Origin of the sequence: Pleomorphomonas sp. NRK KF1 (genome assembly GCF_023721755.1) — a bacterium.
Taxonomy (GTDB): Bacteria; Pseudomonadota; Alphaproteobacteria; order Rhizobiales; family Pleomorphomonadaceae; genus Pleomorphomonas.
The window spans coordinates 834,772-853,341 of record NZ_JAMDLH010000002.1 but is presented as its reverse complement, the minus strand read 5'-3'; the positions used below and the strand labels follow the sequence as shown (position 1 = coordinate 853,341).

The window sequence follows — 18,570 nt, the reverse complement described above, 5'->3', positions numbered from 1 at the left end:
CTCTAGCAATAATATCCTTGCGTCCAACAGCTATTCCAAACGAGCCAATAGGCGGTCAGCCAATAGGAGCCATATAAAGCGATTCCAATGGTAGTGTGAACAGCCAACACGATCGCCAGGATGGTGACAATTTTCCAGAACAGGTCAGGGCCGATCGCATCATTTTCTATTTCTGGACAATCCTGATCTCCCACCGTTACCGTTCGAACACGACGGTTGTTTTGGTCATCCACTGCCCTTCGTGGCGCTGCTGCTTTGGTGCGCAGTGCTTTCGAAAGCGAGATGCTGGACATGTGATCCCTTCCCTAAGCTGCCGGTCGCCTCTTCACGGGAATCAATTCGAGGCGTATAGTCATCATATTAACGAGCTTTTAAGTGTGTGTATAGGCCCATGAATAGCGATAGGGAGCAGCGGCAACTTAAGAAGCTTACTGGCGTAGCTGAGGTAGCGAGGGGGATTGCTCTATGGCGAGAACGAAGGGGGCTGACGATCGAGCAGTTGGCTCAGCGATCTGGCTTTCCATCCACCGTTTTGTCAGCAATCGAGGCAGAGCAGCACGATCCGGACATCCAGCTGCTAGACCGTTTAGTGCGCGTTTTGGGTGTTAGGTTGATTGACCTATTTGAAGTTGGAGACCTCAGAATTATAGGCCTACAGTCCGTGGATAAAAGCACTGACCTATGATGCTTATGGGCCTATGAATGGTCGTGAGCTCGTTGCCTGGAACATGCGTCGCCTGAGGGTGGCAAAAGATATCTCTCAAGAACGCCTAGCCAACGAGGCTGGCGTTGATCGCACTTATGTCAGTCGGCTTGAGCGCAAGATGGAGAATCCATCGATCGGCATTCTTGATAAGATTGCTGCGGCGCTTGGCGCGCACGTGTCAGAACTATTGATTGAGCCAACCGATGGAGACGAGCCGCAGCCCTTGAAAGCGGGGCGCCGGCCAAAAGGATAGCGGCCTCCGAGGTGCTTCATCTTTTCAGAAGACGCAACTGAATGGCCCGTTAGTATGTCGTGCGGCAATGCAGGGTAGTGCGTTACCATTGGGCAATTCTCGCCTGCTTTCGTCTGCACTCTGCTCATCTGATCTTGTTCCCGTCTTCTCAGAAGATGAGGAGCGCCATTATCCTATGAATGGGCCCTATCCGGTCCCGTCGATCCGCAGTTCGAACGACTTGCCTCTGGTCTAGGCCTCACGTTGCCAAATGCTCGCGAGAGAGTTCACCCAGCGGTTTCTGGGAATTGGTGCCCGTTGGGCTGTGGCTGACAATGTTGCGTCTTTCCTCAAACAAGCTGGTATCGTCTGTTCAGCCAGATACCCGTTCACAACGACCATGGCTTGGCGCAAGGTGATGCGATCGGCTACGTAATGATCATCCTTCCTTGCTCTGATTTCGGCGATAATCGCCTCGCTCAAATTTACCATCACATCGCCTCCGACGTTTCGCTGCCGGGCGGCCATTGAGGTGAGGTAGCTTTCCGATTTGCCCAAGAACCTCTTCGAAAAGTCAGCCTTCGTCCTAACAAGCTCAGCAGCACGAAGGCGCTCGTAGATATTTTGTAGCAGTTGGATTTCCTTTCCCATTTTCCAAACCTCCAAAAGATAAATAGCTTTAGCAGTAACGGGTTGGCCGCTGCTGCACGAGTATTTATGGCTTGGTGGCTTATATGGATCGGCACGAATATAAAGAGATGCAGGAAGCGAAGTTCTATAACCGGACGATGCGGCCGGTATACGCTGCATACGCGGACAGATATGGTGATCACTTCTTGACTTTGGCGAGCAGCGCTTGCCTGCCCGTCTCAGAATTCCATAAACTGGTGAGCGAGTTCCACAAACGTCTTGATAGGCGCCTATTGGGCCGCAGTTTCTACAAGAAGCCGTGGCAAGATCGCACACAGGGCATCATGTTTCTGGAGCAGATCACAACTCATATTCACGGCCACGCCATGGTGAGATTTGCCGTCCGTAAACCTGATGCCGAGTTGGAAGATATCTGTCGCGATATTTGGCGCAGTGTCTGTCCCGGAGGCGAAGTGAAGGTGCAACGCCAAGGGGTAACGAGTCCAGCACGCTATGCCACAAAGGAATTTGAGGACTGGAAGCATGACGATCTAAAGCAGGTCGTTATGTTCAAGGACTTCGTTAGCCAGTGAGGCTGGCCCTGTTTAGGCAGTTCAGCTTGCGAAACTCGCGGCTGGTTACGCCTAGGCGGGAATATTTGTCATGATAGCGGCCTGAATGGCCGTGTCCCACAATGGGATCATTGTGACTTTGGATATCTATAGAGAAATACAACAAGTCATTGCTAGTCGCGATGAAAAGTTATTTTGTATGTTATTGTGTGCAAAAAGAAAAATCAAGACCAGAAGTAAATCCAATAGAAAACACGTATTTCGTCGAAACACAACATGGTGTGTTTCGTTTTCACAGAAAAATAATCCAATTCTCTGAACTCAATTTATAAACTGCCAATCATAAGAGCGCGATTTCAAGAAATACCGTATTTTTCAGCTTCGTTTTTCTTGACAATTTTAGAAACGGGTCGAGTATGCGCCTCGTTCAAGTAACGCCAAGTAGATTTTGAGTTACGAGGGTTCACTTGGTCGCCGAGTTGGCAGCCGGCGGCGGGCGTTAAGCCCGATATTCAGCGGACATTGCCGGTGTCCCAGGCCTGATCGCTCGGTCAGGTCGATTTTTCGTCCATTTTTTGAAAGGAAATTCGTTATGGACGCTGTTAGTTTTTCCCCGGATTCCTCGCACGCAGCGGATGCGGCGGCGGTCTCTCAGTCGGTTCTGCGCGAGCCAGCGGACGGATGCGGAACGGAGAGCAGTTCCGTTACTTCGTCTATTCCTGTGGTGGCGCCGTATTCGGACTGCGAGGCTTTTGACTTCTTGTCGGCTCCCGCTCCATACGCAAAGAGCGTTGCCGACATGGAAGCGCTCGACGACGACGCCAAAGATGCGGTCAGCGACTGGCTGGTTGTCCAGTCTGGCAATCGAGCCAAGGCCTGCGCGAACGCTGAGGACTTTATCCATACGCAGAGTTTAGAGGCGGTCGCCATGCTCGCGTTGGATATGGCGCTGTTCCCGAAAAAAGATTGGAATGCGGCTCTGCGAGCACGGGATATCAACCCTGCGGATATCACGAGCAAGCATCCTACTGCCATAGCGGTAGCTGCTGCCTTCGGCTGTAATCAGGGAGCCGAGGACAGCGAAGTTCGCAAGAAAGCGACTAATGACATCGATCGTTTCGCCCTGCCGGTAGAATGGCTTAGGGACAAGATTCTCGCCATGCCCGCTATCGAGCGACAGGCGATCACATTTGACCGAGATGGCATTAGGTCACTCGTGCAAATCATCAAAGATAGCGGCGGAATGAACGCTGTCGCGCTGGTCCAACGCGATCTCAACAAGACCCCAGCCGCTGAGCGTGGCGATAAAATTGAGATTGATCCTGAAGAGGCGCGCCAACTTCTCATCCGTGGGGGAAAGGCAGCCATTTGCGCCCAGGCGGGAGTTAGCAACGAGGCGGAAGATGAAATCAAGGTCGTCGTTTCTGTCGAGATCGGCGGCAGGCAGATACCGGTGAACCTCGAGCCCAAGGTGATCGAGTCCTTCAAAGACAAGGTCTTTGAGGCGGCGGTTGCTGCTGATCCTAAGGTGGATGCGCTTGGTGAGTTGCTTCAAGTCGGCAAGTTGGTAGAGGAGCGGCCGACCGGAATTCCTGCCAATAGGCTCGATGATCCGAAGGATTCCGGGACAACCATGCGACTGGCCACCCGACACTTTGTGTTGCGATCGGATAAGACGGTGCTGATTTCTCCGATCCTTGCAGAAGGTTTGGCAGTAACGGCCGTCGTCGCCAAGCCGAAGCATCTAGATATCTTCCCCGAGGGTGACCAACTGTGGGAGCTTGAAACCAGGATGCGCCGTAAGGCCGAGGCCAACATTGCTGATCCAAAGCGTCGCAAGTTCTTCAAATTGGACCACGGAAGTTTCGAAGGAACGCAGGGCGTTGACCGCCTCGTGATAACGACTGCGGCGGCTTATGACGAAAAGGCGCGCTCGGAGGATGTCGGAATCCTCGTTCAGCCGCTTCGTTCAGCAGAGGGCAACCTGCCTGTCGATGTGACATCAGTGCCGTTCAAAGAAGAGATTACGTTCGTCCTGACAACGGCGACGTTTTACTCGATAGCTCGGGCGCTGCCTTCACGAGCGAAGACTGCGGCAAAAGCGAAGAGCGGAAAGTCCAAGTCCGCCGCCGTCGCGAAGCTCACAGTCGGCCAGAACAAGGGGGCGCTCGAACTGGGACTAAAGAACATCCCCTTCGACGCTCAAGACTTGTCCAAGAGCGGTTCAGTGCGACTGCTCGGGGAGCATGTGCTTGCCATCTTTCACACTGTCGCTGAGCTTCCGCTCTCCGGGGATGTGTGTATCGCGGTCGATCCCTCAGGCGCTGTGCGCTTTAGCTTCTCGACCGAGCTGGCCGAGTACGATGCTTACGCGCCTGCCTTGACGAAGGACAGCAACCAGCCGTCCAACCGCTACTTTGCGGTCATTAAGGCCAATTGAGCGAAAGGGCGGACTTAAGGGTCCGCCCTTCCTCCCATCGCATTTCCAAGGAAAATTCTAATGAATGACATCTCGGCAAAGCCCGAGAGCGCTCTTTTTTTGCCTGCTCTCGACGACAACTACGCCTCCATAGTTATGGGTTCCGCCTCTCGGCAATTGCCGGCAGGGCTGACTATGGCGGATCTCAACTATTTCGCCGCGAACAGCGCGCTCTTCACTTACAACGCGGGGCTCTACAGTGCCATCTACGGCGTGAAGCAGATGCTGTCCGGCGTGCCCACGATGGTCTCCACTCGCGACCGAACCAAGACGATCCTGGTCGGCGACAGCGGCGGCTACTCGGTGATTGGTGGCAATGTTAAGACACCCCTCGTAACCTTTCGTCAGCAGGTGCTTGACTGGCAGGAGGCTCAATGTGACGTCGGAATACTGCTCGATGTCCCGACCCGAAGCTTGCTGGTGCCGGAAAGTGGCTACACCCGATTTCAGGATTGCCTAGACCAGACCGAGAACAACGCCAAGTACGCGATCAGTCGCCGGCAGCGAGCCGACCTGATCCTCTGCAACGTAATGCAGGGGCTCGACCATAAGCAGGCCGACGTCTGGTGCAAAACCATGGCGCCCTATCAGCCCGAACTTGAAGGTATCGCGCTTGCCGGCCATACGCGGCTTGATCTCTGGGCCTGGACAAAGCGTCTGCTCCAAATGCGTGATGCCAAGCAGCTTGATCGTCTGCGCTGGATCCACGTGCTGGGAACGGCGCGCCCAGGCTTCGGTCTGATGCTCACAGGCCTTCAAAAGGCTCTCCGCAAGCATCTCCACCCAGATATCCGGATCAGCTTCGATAGCGCGCTCGCCTTTCGGAATGTAAAAGCTCACCATCGTGTCACACTAAATTGGCAGATGAGCGATCGGGACATCGTATTCGGCGAGTATCAATTCCCGAACGACAGGTCTGCCCTGGATCGCAGCAAGCCGTTCCCGTTTAAAAGTCCAATTGGCGATCTCTGTACATATGGCGATTTTAACCCAGGCAATTTAGGCAGCCGGACAGGATGGGACACAGTCGGATTGACGATGCTGTCAAATCACGAGGTCTACAAAGAGGCTATGGTTCTAGCCGAGGTGAACCGCTTGGCCGAAGTCGAAGCCGACACTCGCCTCGGCAAGATACCATGGCATATCGGCAGGGCATGGGAGGGATTTGAACTTATCTGGGGAGGCGCAACGCCCGGCGCGCACTTGTCGCGGTACAAAAAATACTTGGCTCACTACGGGCCAGTGGTCGATGACGAGGAGCGTTGACCTTCTCAGAAGACGAAGCGGCGGTTGAGATTGGTCAGCCGCCGCTTTGCTATTCGGCCTTTAGAGATCGTATCCCTCTGCCTCTACTTTCGAGTAGGCTCCAAGCCGATCGTCCGCGTCTTCCGAGAAGGCGAGATACCATTGTCAAAGGAACTCTACAGCGGCGCGCAACATATCCTCACGCACATCAATATAGCGCTGCGTCGTGGTCATATGCTTATGACCGGCCAATGTCATGATGACCTTGGTACCAACCCCGGCATTCGCCAGCTTGGTGATAAACCAACGACGACCGCTGTGCGATGTAGCGCCATCCAATCCTGCAGCTCCGTAGAGCCGGTTCATCAACTGACATAGCGTATTGGGCGAGAACGCCGTGCGCTTCTGCGTCACCAGCAGCGGATCGCCTAGCTTGCGCTTTCGCTTGTCTGAAAGCTGATACCGCTCGATTTCATGCCGCAGCCGATCGTTCAGGAACACAACCCGCTCGTGCCCTCCCTTGGCAATCGAGGCACGGACGATCATGCGCTTCCGAATGGCGCCCTCGACCTCCAGCATATCGCCGACCAGCAAACCGGCGATTTCGCCAACGCGTAGTCCGGCTAGATGGGACAGCATGAAAGCTAGCCGATTGCGTTCGGCATGCTTGGTCTGTGCCACGACGGCCAGTAGCCGTTTGAATTCCGGTTCGGTCAACACCCGAGCTTGGCGCATAGAAACCTCACAAAATGCTGTAATTGCTCACATTTCATGATGTTTCCATATGATCGGCATCGCTACCGAAAACTGCCGGGCTAAAATTTCAGCGTTGCGCCAATAGGTTAGGGCGGGGAAATCCGAAAATGTCACAAAAGCACTGCTTTATGACGTTTGTCTGCGGTTAGGCTCACGATGTAGTCGCGTTTATTGATCGAGCGCCATCAAGCTGGTCAAGTAGAAATTTGTTGTTCGGGACGATGAACGCACTATGGGCTGCTACAAGCTTTTGAAAGTATTCGAAAGCAGCATAACAGCAACCCAACTCGGTCGTTAGGAGCGCCGCTATCTCGGCTGGGTCAAGAGGGTGCGTGCCGCCGAAAACATAAGTGACTCGACCCGTACTCTTGTCCAAGCGCCTCGTCGCATGGTTCGTGATGCCTAGTCCGATGCGAGTCGAGAAGCGATGCGTAAAGGCATTACGGAAGTCGCTTGTGGCCTCGCGTAATCTCCTGCCGCCAATCTTCTCGATTTTCAGTTTCAAGCGCCTGTACTCGCGCCAAGGGCTGCCTTGCCGGTCAGCCGCATCAATATAGATTTCACTATCACTGGGGAGCGATGCTTCGGTCCAGTTTTCATCGCGAACTAGATTGATTTGGTGGCATAGATGGGCGGTGGCGTATACGAAACGGGAGCGGACCATATAGGGGGACAGCAACGCAAGTGTTGCCAATGGCTCCACGAACTCGTGCATTGCCTCGTTCGCTAGCCTCTGTTCCAAAGTTGGTAGAAGGGTTGCCCACGCACTCAACCTGCGTACATTCATTGTAAAGGCGTTGACAGCATTGGCCAGCTCTCGAGCAAAGTCATCCAGCATGACCGAATAAGTCATCCAAGCGCCATGTAGGGGGTTGGGCAATATATACCAATCGTACGCTACAATCTGACCGATGTTATCGGTACGGGTCATCGAGTTGATGAACTTCTCGTAAGTCGGAATTTGCATTTAATGGCTCCGTCGGCAGATCGGTGCCGTCCGCTCATTCGTCTGGACGAAATTGTCTTATGTCCGCATGTTCTCCTAAACCAAGTATTCCCGCCAGTGGACTATAACGCTCAATGCGAAATTCCGAGTCATAGCCTCTCCGATACCCCATCCCTTCGCCAAGCAGTATGCGTCTTCTAGCAGGCGTACCAATACTGCTTCCGATTTTAGACTTCAGCCTCTGATTGCGATATAAGAGCTAGGGGATTGAGCTAAGGCTATGTGCGAGGGACCAGAGCAACCGCCAGTTACGGGATTGGAACTCGGGGCTGACTAACTGCCAGGACCATGATCCAATGCACTCGCTATTCCATCGGCCCTGAAAAGCAGCGACGTTCGGAATTTGACCGATACAGGCCAAATTAGGGGCGGTGAGGAGCAGACCTTGAGTATCGCAGACACGTTTAAACAGTTTCTCGGAAATCTTGCGGTCGATAACGCGCAAACGATCTCAGATCGTTATGGGGAGCTGACATACGCACTCAACAAGAAATTCCGCGATACAGAGTCTAGGACCGCAAACACGCTGCAGGTCGGCTCGTACGGGCGATATACGGCAATCAAGGGTATTTCGGACCTAGATATGCTCTATATTATGCCCAAAGGTGAGTGGGAGAACTATAAGGATGGCGGCCAGTCGAAGCTGCTGTCCGAGGCCGCCGCCGCCATCCGGGCTAGATACCCTAACACGACCATCAAAGTGGATCGGTTGGTAGTGCAGGCGATTTACTCAAATTTTCGGGTGGAGGCGCAGCCTGTATTTGAACAAGACGACGGAAGCTTCAAGTACCCAGATACATACAATGGCGGCGCTTGGAAAATCACGAAACCACGCGACGAGATTGAGGCAATGTCTGAGTTCGACACTCAGAAAAACAAGAATCTTCGTCGGCTCTGCAGGATGGCGCGTGCGTGGAAAAACAAACACGGCGTAGGAATCGGCGGACTCCTGATTGATACACTGGCCTACGATTTCCTTAAATCGACCAGTGACTACGATGACAAGAGCTACCTTTATTACGACTACATGAGTCGCGATTTCTTCGCCTATCTCAAGGACCTGCCGAGCCAGGAGTACTTTATGGCGCTTGGCAGTGGGCAGCGAGTGAAGGTGAAGAAGAGCTTCCAACGTAAAGCGAAGAGGGCCCACGAGCTTTGCTTGAAGGCTATTGAAGCCGAGGGCAAGGATAATCAGAACGATAAGTGGCGCTCAGTGTATGGAAGGCGATTCCCCGCAGCTGAGAAGGCTCAGAAAGCGGAGCACACAGGGTATGCCGGGCGTGCAGTTCGCATGACAGAAGAGTTCATCGAGGACGTGCTTACTATCGACGTTCGAAATAACATTCAGATCGACTGCCAAGTCGAGCAAGTGGGATTTCGTCCGGCCTCCCTGAGGGAGATGTTACGCGACCGCAAGCTGTTGATGCCACGCAAGAAGTTAACGTTCACCGTTGTTGATACAGACATACCTGGCAGTTATGGGCTGTTCTGGAAGGTTCTTAATCGGGGGGAGGAAGCCATCAAACGCGACTGCATCCGTGGCCAGATCGTCGCTGATGGTGGGCATAAGACAATAGTGGAGCATACAAATTTTAGGGGTGATCACGTGGTGGAATGCTATGCGGTCGTAGATGGCATTGTCGTGGCGACCGACCGGATACACGTGCCGATAAGCGCGAACCAAGAGGACTACAATGAATAGAAAGGGCCTGCTTCAGAGTATTGCTGAGACTGGCTATAACGTCGGCTTTGGAGCGAAGAAGAACTTCGCGACGCACGACATTGTTCAAAAGGCTCCGGGTCTCATCGGTTTCATCTCCTTGGCGGTGGGAGTGTTTGCGCTCATCTACGAACCGCTTAACAGCAAGTGGATTGCGGCGGCCCTCGTGGTTCTTGGTGTTGCCGGCCTGTATGTCACTCACTACGACCACAACAAAGTTAGTTACAGCGAAGAGGGGGAACGTCTGACAGCCCTGTTTTATCGGTTGCGTGACCTTTACCGGGATGTGCAGGGAGCTGATGAGAGCGATAACCTTGACGTCTATCGGCAGCAGCTAGAAGCGCTCGAGACGGAGTTGGTTAGCTCCAATCTGTCCAAGCAGATCCTCTTCAGTGACTGGTACGCTCACTATAAGTTCTTCTGGCAGCATCAGATCGAGTGGATTGATGAGGAAAAGCATTTCAAGTTCTGGCGCGATAAGATGCCGCTATCCTTTATGGTCAGTGTCGCTTCATTCATGCTATTACTTCTAGGTGTTTACGTGTTGCGTTGTATGTGATCGTGCTCGTCTGTCAGTCGGGCATTTGTCGGGCAAAGTTGCCATAGGTGGCGGCTACCAATCAGAAGTACCGATAAGACTGCATTTTTGTCGTTGAACTCGTCCAACTACATCTAGACAACGTACGCAATCACGGCTTCGCCTTTGAGCCGAAGCCGCGCCAACTTTGTTTGAAAACGCTCTCTATGGCTTGAGAACGCTCGCCGGACGCGCTTAAGTGCCTTTCGGACTGGCGACCCTGGGGGCAGTTTTTGGGAGCCAAATGGCGTTCGACGAAATCATCGACCTCGATCTGGAAGTGATCGCGAAGGCTCTTGAAGCGTCGCCAGATTACCGCGTCCTGAGAAAGCTTGCTCCACGTTTACCGGTGCTCGGCATTCCTGACGAGGAAACCAAGCTAGGACTCTACGTGGATACGGAGGCGACCGGTCTCGACACGAGCAGAGATGAGATTATCGAACTTGCCATGGTGCCATTCCGGTTCACGCCCGACGGTACAGTCGTTCGTGTGCTGCCAGCTTTCAACAAGCTTCGCGAACCCTCGATTCCTATCCCGGCCGAGGTCACAGAAATCACCGGTATCACCAATGAGATGGTCGCTGGCTGTGAGATAGATCCAGACGAGGTAATAGCTTTCACGAGAGATGCTGATCTCATCGTCGCGCACAATGCTGCTTATGACCGAAAGATGCTTGAGCGTTTTGCTCCAGACGCTTTCGAACACAAATGCTGGGCGTGCTCAATGTCGCAGGTCCCGTGGCAAGAGCAGGGATTCGAGGGCACGAAGCTTGGGTATCTCTCCACTCAGTTCGGGTTCTTCTACGACAAGCATCGAGCTGTCAGCGACTGCCTCGCGGCAATAGAGCTTCTTGCATCCAATATGCCCAAGAGCGGCCGAACCGCGCTAGATCATATGCTGGAAGCGGCACGAAAGCCGTCCTTCCGGATTTGGGCGACGTACGCTCCCTATGAACTGAAAGACGCCCTGAAGGCGAGAAAATACCGCTGGAATGATGGCTCTAACGGATTTCCAAAAGCCTGGCACATTGATGTCGACGAGGCGCTACGAGAGGCCGAAATAGAGTTCCTACGAGCCGAGATCTATCAGCACGAGGCCGAGATCTTCGCGACCAGGATAACTGCATATGAGCGGTTTTCTTCACGCGTGTAAGGCCAGATCTCGCGCGGCCACTTAGCGTGTCATGAGGATCGAAAAACAGAGGCGGGTGCAGCCTATTGTCGCTGTCTGCAGGTTCTCCGGCGATTCCAATTATTGCCTCGGCATGGCTGTTATCGGGCCGGAAGCGGACTGGCAGCTTTTGACGTGCGGTGATGTAATAGGATTCATTTGGCGCGAACGGCAATCACGACCGCTTTCGACCTAATCCCAGTTATTCGCATGATGCGAAGAGTATTTTGAAGCCGCCCGTTGTCCCGGGGCGCCTGATTCAAATGGTCAGCGCTAAAAGCCACCGTTAGCCTTGTTGGCTGTGGCCGTGCACTACGATGTGGGCCCATGCCTGACAAGGCAAGACCAAGCGTCGACGTTCGTGAGCACGAGATAGGCTCTTACAGTGAACCCGGCGCCGATCACGGACAGGCCCACGATCAAGCCCATTATCCACCTTTGCCACAGGATTCGGCCGTCGAGAGCATCGAAGCTTCCGGTAAAAAGGTCTTTGATCTCACTGAACTCGGCGTTGAGCCTTGTCCGCTGGCCTTTTAGCTCGTTTGATATAGCGTCGAGCGTCATCCATTGGTTAATGCAGGACGCGATCAGCAAGGCGGCGAAGAGACAGGCACCGCACACTACGGCGATGTTGGACAAGAGCTCGGGCCCGCACATGGTCGGCGCTTTTAATTGCGTGGCGACAACAACGGATGCAACGGGCAGACCAAGAAGCTGGCCCTGGATGTCGCTGAATGTTTTGTGGATCCTAGCTACGTACTCGGATTGGGTCTTTTCTAGTTCGCTGCGAATTTTCGAGTAAGAGAAGCTCGACGCGAACAGGCGGTACCCGTCGTGAACCCGGCGCACGAGTTCGTCGACATTCTGCATTAGATAGTGAAAGCGGCCGGCAGCGCTCTGACCGGAGACGAGCTCCACCACTGCATCCGCCAGGATACCAAGGCGCTGTTCCGCATGGACTTCGCCTTCGAGAACCTTCTCAAGCAGGTCTACCTGAGCGGGATCGATGGAGCGCAGGTCCTTCGCTGCAAACTTTACCTGCACTTCGACGCGAGCGTCGGCAAAGTAAACGAGCTTGGCCTGCTGCTGATCGGCGAACAGCGCCGATTCCGAAAGCATCTTTACTAGCTTCAGAGTCGACCGATACTTGAGAAGCGTCTCGGTGGGAGGCAGGGTCTCATTGTGGGTTTTGTCGGAACGGATGAAGAAGGCCGACGGCTCCCGCATTCTGGAAAATGAGGAGGCGAGCAACGCGTCCCAATCCTTGCTCAAAAGGCCAAGGCTGCGATGTGGAGAACCGATACGCACCTCGACGACGGATCCGACCGCGAGCTGCGCCTTATCGTCCTGCAAGGCGATGTCGGCCTCATGATATGCGCGATCGGACTTTTCGACGAGCTTTAGCGTCCTTGCGATGCCATCGCTGACGATGGTCAGACTTGCAGTATGGTCGTCAACCCAGACGGAGTTCCGGTATATCTCCAGAAGGTCCGCCCAGGTGATGGCGTCATTCGCCATCGGCTCTCTCCGCCAGCAGGTCGTTACGGAGGTCATCGGGCACATCGAAAAGGATAATGCTGTTCGTCTCTACGTCATACCGGACCTTGTCAGAATTCAGCGCCTCGCGTTCGAACTCGACCGACCAGTTCGGGGTCTTCCGCTTGAACGACACCAAGCCACGCAATGCCCTGCGATCAGCAACAAACCCGTCACTCAGGCCGCGATCGGGGTCGGCCAGAACCTCGATGAGGGCTTCCGGGTCATCGGGATACAACTCGTTCGCCAAGGTCGCAAAGCTGATTGGCTTGTCGGCCTTGGAGTCTCTGGCGCATATATCGTTTGCACGAGTCATAAACTCGGCACGTTCGGCCGGCGCGAAGGGGCGACTGTCGGCAAAATGCTTGATGGCCTTGACCATGTTGGAGGTATCGACCCGGCTGGCTGCGGTCATGTCACAGCCCAGAAAGGCCATGAAGTATTCCGAAACGTTACCTTTGCCCTTCAAGAAACTGACGTACCGCTCCTCGTTGTTTGCCCAACCCTCTAGGCTCACCCGGCCGGCGAACCGGTAGCCATCGACATCGAGGTGCTTGACGTCCTGGAGGTCGGCCGCATCGGTCAATGCAGCGCTGATCTTGTCGTTGACGATGGCGACCAGGATGTATTGCCTGTCATCGCGCTGGAAATGTGCGAAGAACACATGCCCCCCTTCGGAGGCGCCGCGCCCCTGGGCTTCCTTCGCCAGGGTGTTCATCAGCGCAATCGTCGTGTCTTCGAAAGACGCGGCCTGCATCAGGTATTCGGTCAGCCGGACCGACGTCGGGTAGTCGACCGTATTTTCGGAAAACTTGCCGTAGGCCTTGGACGGGCGGCGGGCGTAAAGCTTATGCAACTCGTCGATAAGGCGTTTGGCCGTCGCGCTGACCGCGAGCTGCCCATTGCCCTGGTGAACTTCGTAAATGTTCTGCGGGTTGCGATCCAAGTGATGGATTGCAACCTTGATGATGTTGTCAGGCAAATTCTCCTCCCAATCCCAGCCTTATCCTTTCATGATTCTAGGCGGTATTGCCACAGTCATTGGAGGCCCCAGAGCTTGTCCGACACGTTGGCGCCCGGCGCGACTGCTGCCTAATTCTAACGCCGCTCTTGCGCCCGTCGCATCAAAGTCGACTGTCCCCCTTCCACCCAAAAGTTGCGCATCTGGCCGTATTGCGAGCGACGGCTTTGGATGTTTCTTACAGCACCCGCAACGTTCGACATGGGGCGCAACGCGGCCAAGCTCGGCAGAACACGCTGGCAGGTATCACTGAGGGCGCCCAGACACGGAAATATTTCTGAACTTCGCAGTTGAGGGCAGCTTCGCCCTATCTATTCGCCCCGAGAGTTGTTCGGATCGAGGCGCCCACAAGTTAGCGTGGAGGCGCATTGGAAGGTGTGGGATCGGCGTTGGATCCCACCCCACCCGTTCATGCACGATGTTCCCGTCAACAGACCATACAATGCCCTCCGGAAGCCAGTCGATCTCATACAGATGAGAAGCTGCCGTGCTGTCGAATCCGAGATCAATATAGACCGGGGTTCCGCGGTAACCGAAGTCGAGGGCAGTGCCGTCATCGCCGGGATTGAAGTAAACGTTGATCAGCATCCGCCAAGGATTGTTGCCTGGCAGTTCAATGTCGATTTCCTGTCGCGGCGCATGCCGGTGAAGAAAGAAGCCGGTGACGAGTCCCGCTCCCGGTGCCGCCCGTATTTCCGCTGAAAAGCGCCCGTACGTGAAAAGCCGTTTCGATGCCAAAGCGCCTGACCGGTAGGGCTTTTCGCTGGACGCTTTCTGGTCGATCGAGACAGTGGCGCCACGGTGATCATAGGTTACCGAGTCGTGCGCGAAGACCGCTAGGTTTCCGGGAAAAGTCTCGGACACACTTCGAATTTCTGAGGACGCCGAAGTCATGGATTCATGTACAATACTCGGCCCCGAATGGCATAAAGGTCGGTCCACCGGCAAGGTCGGATGCCACGCCTCGGGCGGCAAGACCCATGGTGACTCGTCCAGGTGAACCGCACTTCTTTGGACGGCAGGTTCGAGGCTTTGACGCGAACCTGGCCGGTCGTCCCTGAACAATCGAGACCCACGAGGCGCACCGACGGGAAAAGCATAAACTGGTTCCGCGATATTTAGGAACGCGCAGATTGCCCCCCACCACCTATCGGCTGGGCCGCTTCCCGTAAGGATTAATGTTCGGGATGACGGCAAAAGTGCGAGGTCAAAACCGCAGTTCTCGGAAGCGTCGGCCTCAACGACAAACTTGATCCCTTCACTCGTCAAAATTTCGGTCAAAGCATCGTCTGAAAGCGGAGGGTCGATCAAGGCGTCGAAGACTTCGAAAAGCGGTCGCAAGAGAGAGTATCCGATCTCTTCGTCGTCTTTGTCGAAAACACGGACTCGCAGCCCCAACATTGAGAGCGCCATAGGAAGACTCTCTCTTTCCCGTCCGGAACTCCAGGCTACCAATTGCCCGATCCGTGCCTTATGCGGCGACATTGCGTACTGATTGGCATCAACAACGCCTGCGCGGGCAAGGAATGGGAGGATCGAATAAACGTTGTCTGAAGTACCGTCGGGCCTTTGCATAATAACCGGGGAGGAGAGCGCAAGTGTTCTTAGTTCGTGGAAGCGGAAATTGATCCACATGTCGACTGGCCCGATAACCGGCATCGAGCGCAGCAGCGCAGCAGCCCCATGTTTCGATAGTACGTATCCGGAAAGAAACCACAGCCCTCGTACCGGCCGAAATAGGCAGTCGCAGGCTTCGGCACGCTCTGCCGCCCCGCCAGCGTCAACGTACGAGAGGTATAACAACTGGGGTCCTTCATCCGGATAACGCTGCAAGGCAGCCCGCCACCCACGATTGATCAATGCTGCCGCTCGTCGCCTGAACCAAACATCGTCCTCAAGCACCAAGACATACTTATGCGACCCGGCCGCAATGGTTTTCCAAACCTCGATGTGGGATCGTGCAACCGCGATCTCCTGCCGAGTCATCTTCACCGGCTCATCATCATTGAAGCATGCACTCAAACGGGAATCCGGCTGTACGTAGAGCTGGTCTCCAATACGGTAGTTGGGGTCTACGTCTGCCGTTGCAGCCACGGCACGGCCATCTCTTGCGTCGATTGCAGCGAAACGCCTAACGATCGAAGTCAGTGGCGCACCGTGAACAGTCCTGAAGTGGCGCAACTCCCTCACTACTCGGCGCCAGCGATGTGGTTGGCGGTCGAGATTGATGACCGTGATCGCCTCAATCCTGTCAGGACCAGGTCCGAAGGCATCGATCTTTCCTCCGGGCAAGATGCTGCCCACAGTGTGTGTGACGCGGAAAGCGAGCTTGCGCAATAAGCCGGTGGCCCTTCCGAGATTCATCCTCTGACCTGTCGTGTTAGAAACCCGAACCTTCCACATTGCGCCAGTTGCGTTCGTCCCCCCGATAGGAAAGATCCCATCGGGTCTCCGCGATTTCGTCCCAGTTGCGCAGTAGTTCGAAGTCCGGAGGAGAGCCAGAGGACATAAGGTAATGAGCGTGATATGCGAGAGCTATGGTCATGTTCCCAGGGCCCGTTGTCGCTTGGATGATAGGGAGCTCCTCGTCCCCTAGGAGCTTTACGGTCGAGCTTCTAAGTGCTCTTGCCAATAAGGGGTGACCGGCAGGCGCGGCCAGCGGATCGTTGTTGACGTAGAAGACGCGGCCCTCTGCAGGGAGATCTTCAAGCCATAAATGGGAGGTTGGAACCATCCTACCGAAAGAGATGTCGTAACATAGCGGCTGTAACTTCAGCCTCTCATCTCGGAATAAATGTCTCCAGCCATCGGAGAGCAGAACGTCATCCGCATCCACGTACATTCCACCTTCGGCAAGAATGAAACACATCCGGAGATAGTCGCTACGCATGGCCGGATGTCGGCAGCGTGCGAAAGCTGCCGTCTCAAGGAGTCCGTAGTTGGCAGCAATATAAGCCCTTGCAGACTGATCATCGAAAGTCTTGATCTGGAAGCCTTCGTGACTAAGTTGATCCCAGCTTTTAAAGCACTCCTCAACGTCCTCCGGAAGTTCGTCGAGGTTGTGCCAATAGCGAATTAGCGTTTTAGGGATGGAAGATGCACGTGAGTAGTTGCCGTTGGGCTCATCCCCATCCCTGATCTGACCCAAGGTGAGTTCGCGCACGAACGCGGAACGCAGTGCGTCGTCATTCTCAAAATCCGGCGAACGGGTATCCATATCGTTGTCCCCGTCGAGGGAAAACTAGACCGAGGTTGGCTGTAGTGACGCGGCATTGAAGGGGCTGCTGGCCAGTCGCAGGAGCTCAGGATACATCTTCGAAGACTTCAACAGGTGCGTCCGCCCCTCGACAACAAACCCATCAAGGCCGTGTTGCGTGACGTAGACATCCAGATCCACGATGTTGTTGATAAAACCTTTGCCGCTGAAATTCAGCGAAGTGTTACAAAGGACGCCATATCCGGAACTCTGCTTGAATGCAGCGAGCAGATCATGGACGGCCTTATTGCTTTCGGCCGTTACGGTTTGAATACGAGCAGTCCGGTTGACATGAGTGACTGCAGCCAGCGCGTCGGTCTTGACGTGGAACGTGTACAGCATATGCGGGCTGTCCCGATCGCAGCCGAACAGTTCCATGGCATCCTCTTTCAGACAAACTGGGGCGATCGGCCGGAACTGTTCTCTCTGCTTGATTTCGTTGAGCCGGACTCTTGTCGAGTCCCGAAAAGGAGCCGCAAGGATAGACCTGTTTCCCAACGCACGGGGGCCGATCTCGTATTTGCCGTTTACCCAGGCCAGGATCGCACCGGCCGCCAGGAAACTCGCTGTTTGCGATGGATCTGGATCGTAGATGTCATATTTGCCGAGGTCTATCGTGCCGCCTTTTCGGAAGGGCAGGCCGGAGTATACATCCCAGTCTATCTTGGCGTTTCCAGTGAAGTGGAGCTGGGCATCAATCGCGGTGCCGATAGCCGAACCTGAGTCATTGGCGACCGGCGGAACGAACACCTCCGAAAACAGCCCCGCCTCTTGCCACTTGGAGTTCCAGTCGCAGTTCAGGCCACATCCACCCGCTATCAGCAAAGGGAAGCCTTTTCGCATGTTGGCACGCGCGAACTGATGAAAAACATCGAAGATGGCGTCGCTGTATATTCCAGCAAAGTTACGGAATTCTGGGTCGTCCAATCCGACGTTTAGATGAGGCGCAGAGTCGATTTCTTCATAATCGCTGAGTTTTCTGTAGGGGCCATCCAGCAGGAACCGTAGCAACCTCGTTTCTTCGGTGGTCGGTTGGAGTCGCGTTGAGAACGAGGCGAGTGCCATCAACTTGCCGGCATCACTCTGCCGAGCATAGGGCCCGTCTTTCGGAAAGGTGGGATCCGCAAGCCCATAAAGCATCCCGTACCTGTTTCCGGGCTGGTTCAATACGTCGCCCAGCAGAGAGATGTTGAAGGCGGAATCGACCTCGTAGAAGGCGCCGATGTCTCCTTCCCAGACCAGGGCATAAAACGGCGTGCCCATCGGCAGTGGAGACATACCGAAGGCGCAAAGAATGTGTGATCTCTCATGCGTAGACGAGAAGTAGTCGACCTTGCCCTTAAAGAAGCGACCGGGTTGGATGATCGTCCGTTCCGTTTCTACGCCTCTGTAGCCGGAATTTCGCAGTGAGCCGAACAGGAACTCATGGTGGTCATATGGCCACCATCCGCCAGTACAGACAACGTCGGGTAACTCCTCAATGTCTCCGATGGCATCTAGGACATGGGAAATGGACAGCGCCGAGTATCGATAGTGAGAGTCCTTCTCGGACTCTATCGAGAAAATCAGACGTCCATCTTTGATAAAAACGATGGCTCCGTCATGTCCTGGATTGTAAGAGAAAATATTCAAGATACCCCGCCCATTGTGCAGGCGATTCTTG

Annotated in this window: 17 protein-coding genes; 8 read left to right on the top strand and 9 right to left on the bottom strand. The window is 54.5% G+C overall.

Annotation, left to right across the window (positions count from 1 at the left end; translation table 11 throughout):
- Positions 1–2: 2 nt before the first annotated feature.
- The gene (locus M4J39_RS09180) at positions 3–293 is read right to left on the bottom strand and encodes a hypothetical protein (RefSeq protein WP_251727500.1); all 291 of its coding nucleotides are present in this window, start codon (positions 291–293) and stop codon (positions 3–5) included.
- Between the two features lie 98 nt (positions 294–391).
- On the opposite strand from M4J39_RS09180, the gene M4J39_RS23045 reads away from it, so the two are divergent.
- Complete coding sequence (locus tag M4J39_RS23045; RefSeq protein WP_371875425.1) at positions 392–685, top strand: helix-turn-helix transcriptional regulator; 294 nt, start codon at positions 392–394, stop codon at positions 683–685.
- Positions 686–698: 13 nt separating this feature from the next.
- Positions 699–959 carry a helix-turn-helix domain-containing protein gene (locus tag M4J39_RS09175; protein WP_371875424.1) on the top strand — a complete coding sequence of 87 codons (261 nt, stop codon included), beginning with the start codon at positions 699–701 and terminating at the stop codon, positions 957–959.
- A gap of 231 nt (positions 960–1,190) precedes the next feature.
- Here the strand turns inward: M4J39_RS09175 and M4J39_RS09170 are convergent, their stop codons facing one another.
- Positions 1,191–1,589 (bottom strand): DUF6626 family protein, encoded by a 399-nt coding sequence (locus M4J39_RS09170; protein WP_251727499.1) that lies wholly within the window; start codon positions 1,587–1,589, stop codon positions 1,191–1,193.
- Between the two features lie 83 nt (positions 1,590–1,672).
- On the opposite strand from M4J39_RS09170, the gene M4J39_RS09165 reads away from it, so the two are divergent.
- The 3 genes from M4J39_RS09165 to M4J39_RS09155 all read left to right on the top strand — a co-directional run bounded on the left by M4J39_RS09165 (position 1,673) and on the right by M4J39_RS09155 (position 5,885).
- Entirely contained in the window at positions 1,673–2,161 is a 489-nt protein-coding gene (locus M4J39_RS09165; protein ID WP_251727498.1) for a hypothetical protein, read from the top strand.
- A gap of 571 nt (positions 2,162–2,732) precedes the next feature.
- Complete coding sequence (locus tag M4J39_RS09160) at positions 2,733–4,580, top strand: hypothetical protein (RefSeq protein ID WP_251727497.1); 1,848 nt, start codon at positions 2,733–2,735, stop codon at positions 4,578–4,580.
- 60 nt (positions 4,581–4,640) lie between these two features.
- Positions 4,641–5,885 carry a hypothetical protein gene (locus tag M4J39_RS09155; RefSeq protein WP_251727496.1) on the top strand — a complete coding sequence of 415 codons (1,245 nt, stop codon included), beginning with the start codon at positions 4,641–4,643 and terminating at the stop codon, positions 5,883–5,885.
- A 144-nt stretch (positions 5,886–6,029) separates the two neighbouring features.
- Here the strand turns inward: M4J39_RS09155 and M4J39_RS09150 are convergent, their stop codons facing one another.
- Complete coding sequence (locus tag M4J39_RS09150) at positions 6,030–6,584, bottom strand: tyrosine-type recombinase/integrase (RefSeq protein ID WP_251727598.1); 555 nt, start codon at positions 6,582–6,584, stop codon at positions 6,030–6,032.
- A gap of 187 nt (positions 6,585–6,771) precedes the next feature.
- Positions 6,772–7,587, bottom strand: a complete 816-nt coding sequence (locus M4J39_RS09145; RefSeq protein WP_251727495.1) for a hypothetical protein — start codon at positions 7,585–7,587, stop codon at positions 6,772–6,774.
- Between the two features lie 424 nt (positions 7,588–8,011).
- Here M4J39_RS09145 and M4J39_RS09140 point away from each other — a divergent pair, with 424 nt between their 5' ends.
- From M4J39_RS09140 to M4J39_RS09130, 3 genes are all read left to right on the top strand, one after another.
- On the top strand, positions 8,012–9,328 hold the full coding sequence (locus M4J39_RS09140) for a nucleotidyltransferase (RefSeq protein ID WP_251727494.1): 1,317 nt from the start codon (positions 8,012–8,014) through the stop codon (positions 9,326–9,328).
- The gene (locus tag M4J39_RS09135; protein WP_251727493.1) at positions 9,321–9,905 is read left to right on the top strand and encodes an SLATT domain-containing protein; all 585 of its coding nucleotides are present in this window, start codon (positions 9,321–9,323) and stop codon (positions 9,903–9,905) included. The genes M4J39_RS09140 and M4J39_RS09135 overlap by 8 nt, the downstream gene beginning before the upstream one ends.
- Before the next feature lie 262 nt (positions 9,906–10,167).
- The gene (locus tag M4J39_RS09130) at positions 10,168–11,076 is read left to right on the top strand and encodes a 3'-5' exonuclease (RefSeq protein WP_251727492.1); all 909 of its coding nucleotides are present in this window, start codon (positions 10,168–10,170) and stop codon (positions 11,074–11,076) included.
- 330 nt (positions 11,077–11,406) lie between these two features.
- Here the strand turns inward: M4J39_RS09130 and M4J39_RS09125 are convergent, their stop codons facing one another.
- The 5 genes from M4J39_RS09125 to M4J39_RS09105 all read right to left on the bottom strand — a co-directional run bounded on the left by M4J39_RS09125 (position 11,407) and on the right by M4J39_RS09105 (position 18,539).
- A complete protein-coding gene (locus M4J39_RS09125) occupies positions 11,407–12,612 on the bottom strand; it encodes a hypothetical protein (RefSeq protein WP_251727491.1) in 1,206 nt (401 codons plus the stop codon).
- Positions 12,602–13,612, bottom strand: coding sequence for a nucleoid-associated protein (locus tag M4J39_RS09120; protein WP_251727490.1), 1,011 nt, complete (start codon positions 13,610–13,612; stop codon positions 12,602–12,604). The genes M4J39_RS09125 and M4J39_RS09120 overlap by 11 nt, the downstream gene beginning before the upstream one ends.
- A 285-nt stretch (positions 13,613–13,897) precedes the next feature.
- Complete coding sequence (locus M4J39_RS09115; protein ID WP_251727489.1) at positions 13,898–16,015, bottom strand: family 16 glycosylhydrolase; 2,118 nt, start codon at positions 16,013–16,015, stop codon at positions 13,898–13,900.
- A gap of 16 nt (positions 16,016–16,031) precedes the next feature.
- A complete protein-coding gene (locus M4J39_RS09110; RefSeq protein ID WP_251727488.1) occupies positions 16,032–16,868 on the bottom strand; it encodes a glycosyltransferase family 32 protein in 837 nt (278 codons plus the stop codon).
- A 24-nt stretch (positions 16,869–16,892) separates the two neighbouring features.
- Complete coding sequence (locus M4J39_RS09105; protein ID WP_251727487.1) at positions 16,893–18,539, bottom strand: carbamoyltransferase C-terminal domain-containing protein; 1,647 nt, start codon at positions 18,537–18,539, stop codon at positions 16,893–16,895.
- Positions 18,540–18,570 lie beyond the last annotated feature (31 nt).

What these genes read in the sequence shown, in the direction of transcription:
- M4J39_RS09130 (WP_251727492.1), top strand. Translation starts at nt 10,168, where the DNA reads ATGGCGTTCGACGAAATCATCGACCTCGATCTGGAAGTGATCGCGAAG.
- M4J39_RS09110 (WP_251727488.1), bottom strand. Translation starts at nt 16,868, where the DNA reads ATGGATACCCGTTCGCCGGATTTTGAGAATGACGACGCACTGCGTTCC.
- M4J39_RS09180 (WP_251727500.1), bottom strand. Translation starts at nt 293, where the DNA reads ATGTCCAGCATCTCGCTTTCGAAAGCACTGCGCACCAAAGCAGCAGCG.
- M4J39_RS09135 (WP_251727493.1), top strand. Translation starts at nt 9,321, where the DNA reads ATGAATAGAAAGGGCCTGCTTCAGAGTATTGCTGAGACTGGCTATAAC.
- M4J39_RS23045 (WP_371875425.1), top strand. Translation starts at nt 392, where the DNA reads ATGAATAGCGATAGGGAGCAGCGGCAACTTAAGAAGCTTACTGGCGTA.
- M4J39_RS09155 (WP_251727496.1), top strand. Translation starts at nt 4,641, where the DNA reads ATGAATGACATCTCGGCAAAGCCCGAGAGCGCTCTTTTTTTGCCTGCT.
- M4J39_RS09115 (WP_251727489.1), bottom strand. Translation starts at nt 16,015, where the DNA reads ATGAATCTCGGAAGGGCCACCGGCTTATTGCGCAAGCTCGCTTTCCGC.
- M4J39_RS09145 (WP_251727495.1), bottom strand. Translation starts at nt 7,587, where the DNA reads ATGCAAATTCCGACTTACGAGAAGTTCATCAACTCGATGACCCGTACC.
- M4J39_RS09160 (WP_251727497.1), top strand. Translation starts at nt 2,733, where the DNA reads ATGGACGCTGTTAGTTTTTCCCCGGATTCCTCGCACGCAGCGGATGCG.
- M4J39_RS09175 (WP_371875424.1), top strand. Translation starts at nt 699, where the DNA reads ATGAATGGTCGTGAGCTCGTTGCCTGGAACATGCGTCGCCTGAGGGTG.
- M4J39_RS09125 (WP_251727491.1), bottom strand. Translation starts at nt 12,612, where the DNA reads ATGGCGAATGACGCCATCACCTGGGCGGACCTTCTGGAGATATACCGG.
- M4J39_RS09165 (WP_251727498.1), top strand. Translation starts at nt 1,673, where the DNA reads ATGGATCGGCACGAATATAAAGAGATGCAGGAAGCGAAGTTCTATAAC.
- M4J39_RS09170 (WP_251727499.1), bottom strand. Translation starts at nt 1,589, where the DNA reads ATGGGAAAGGAAATCCAACTGCTACAAAATATCTACGAGCGCCTTCGT.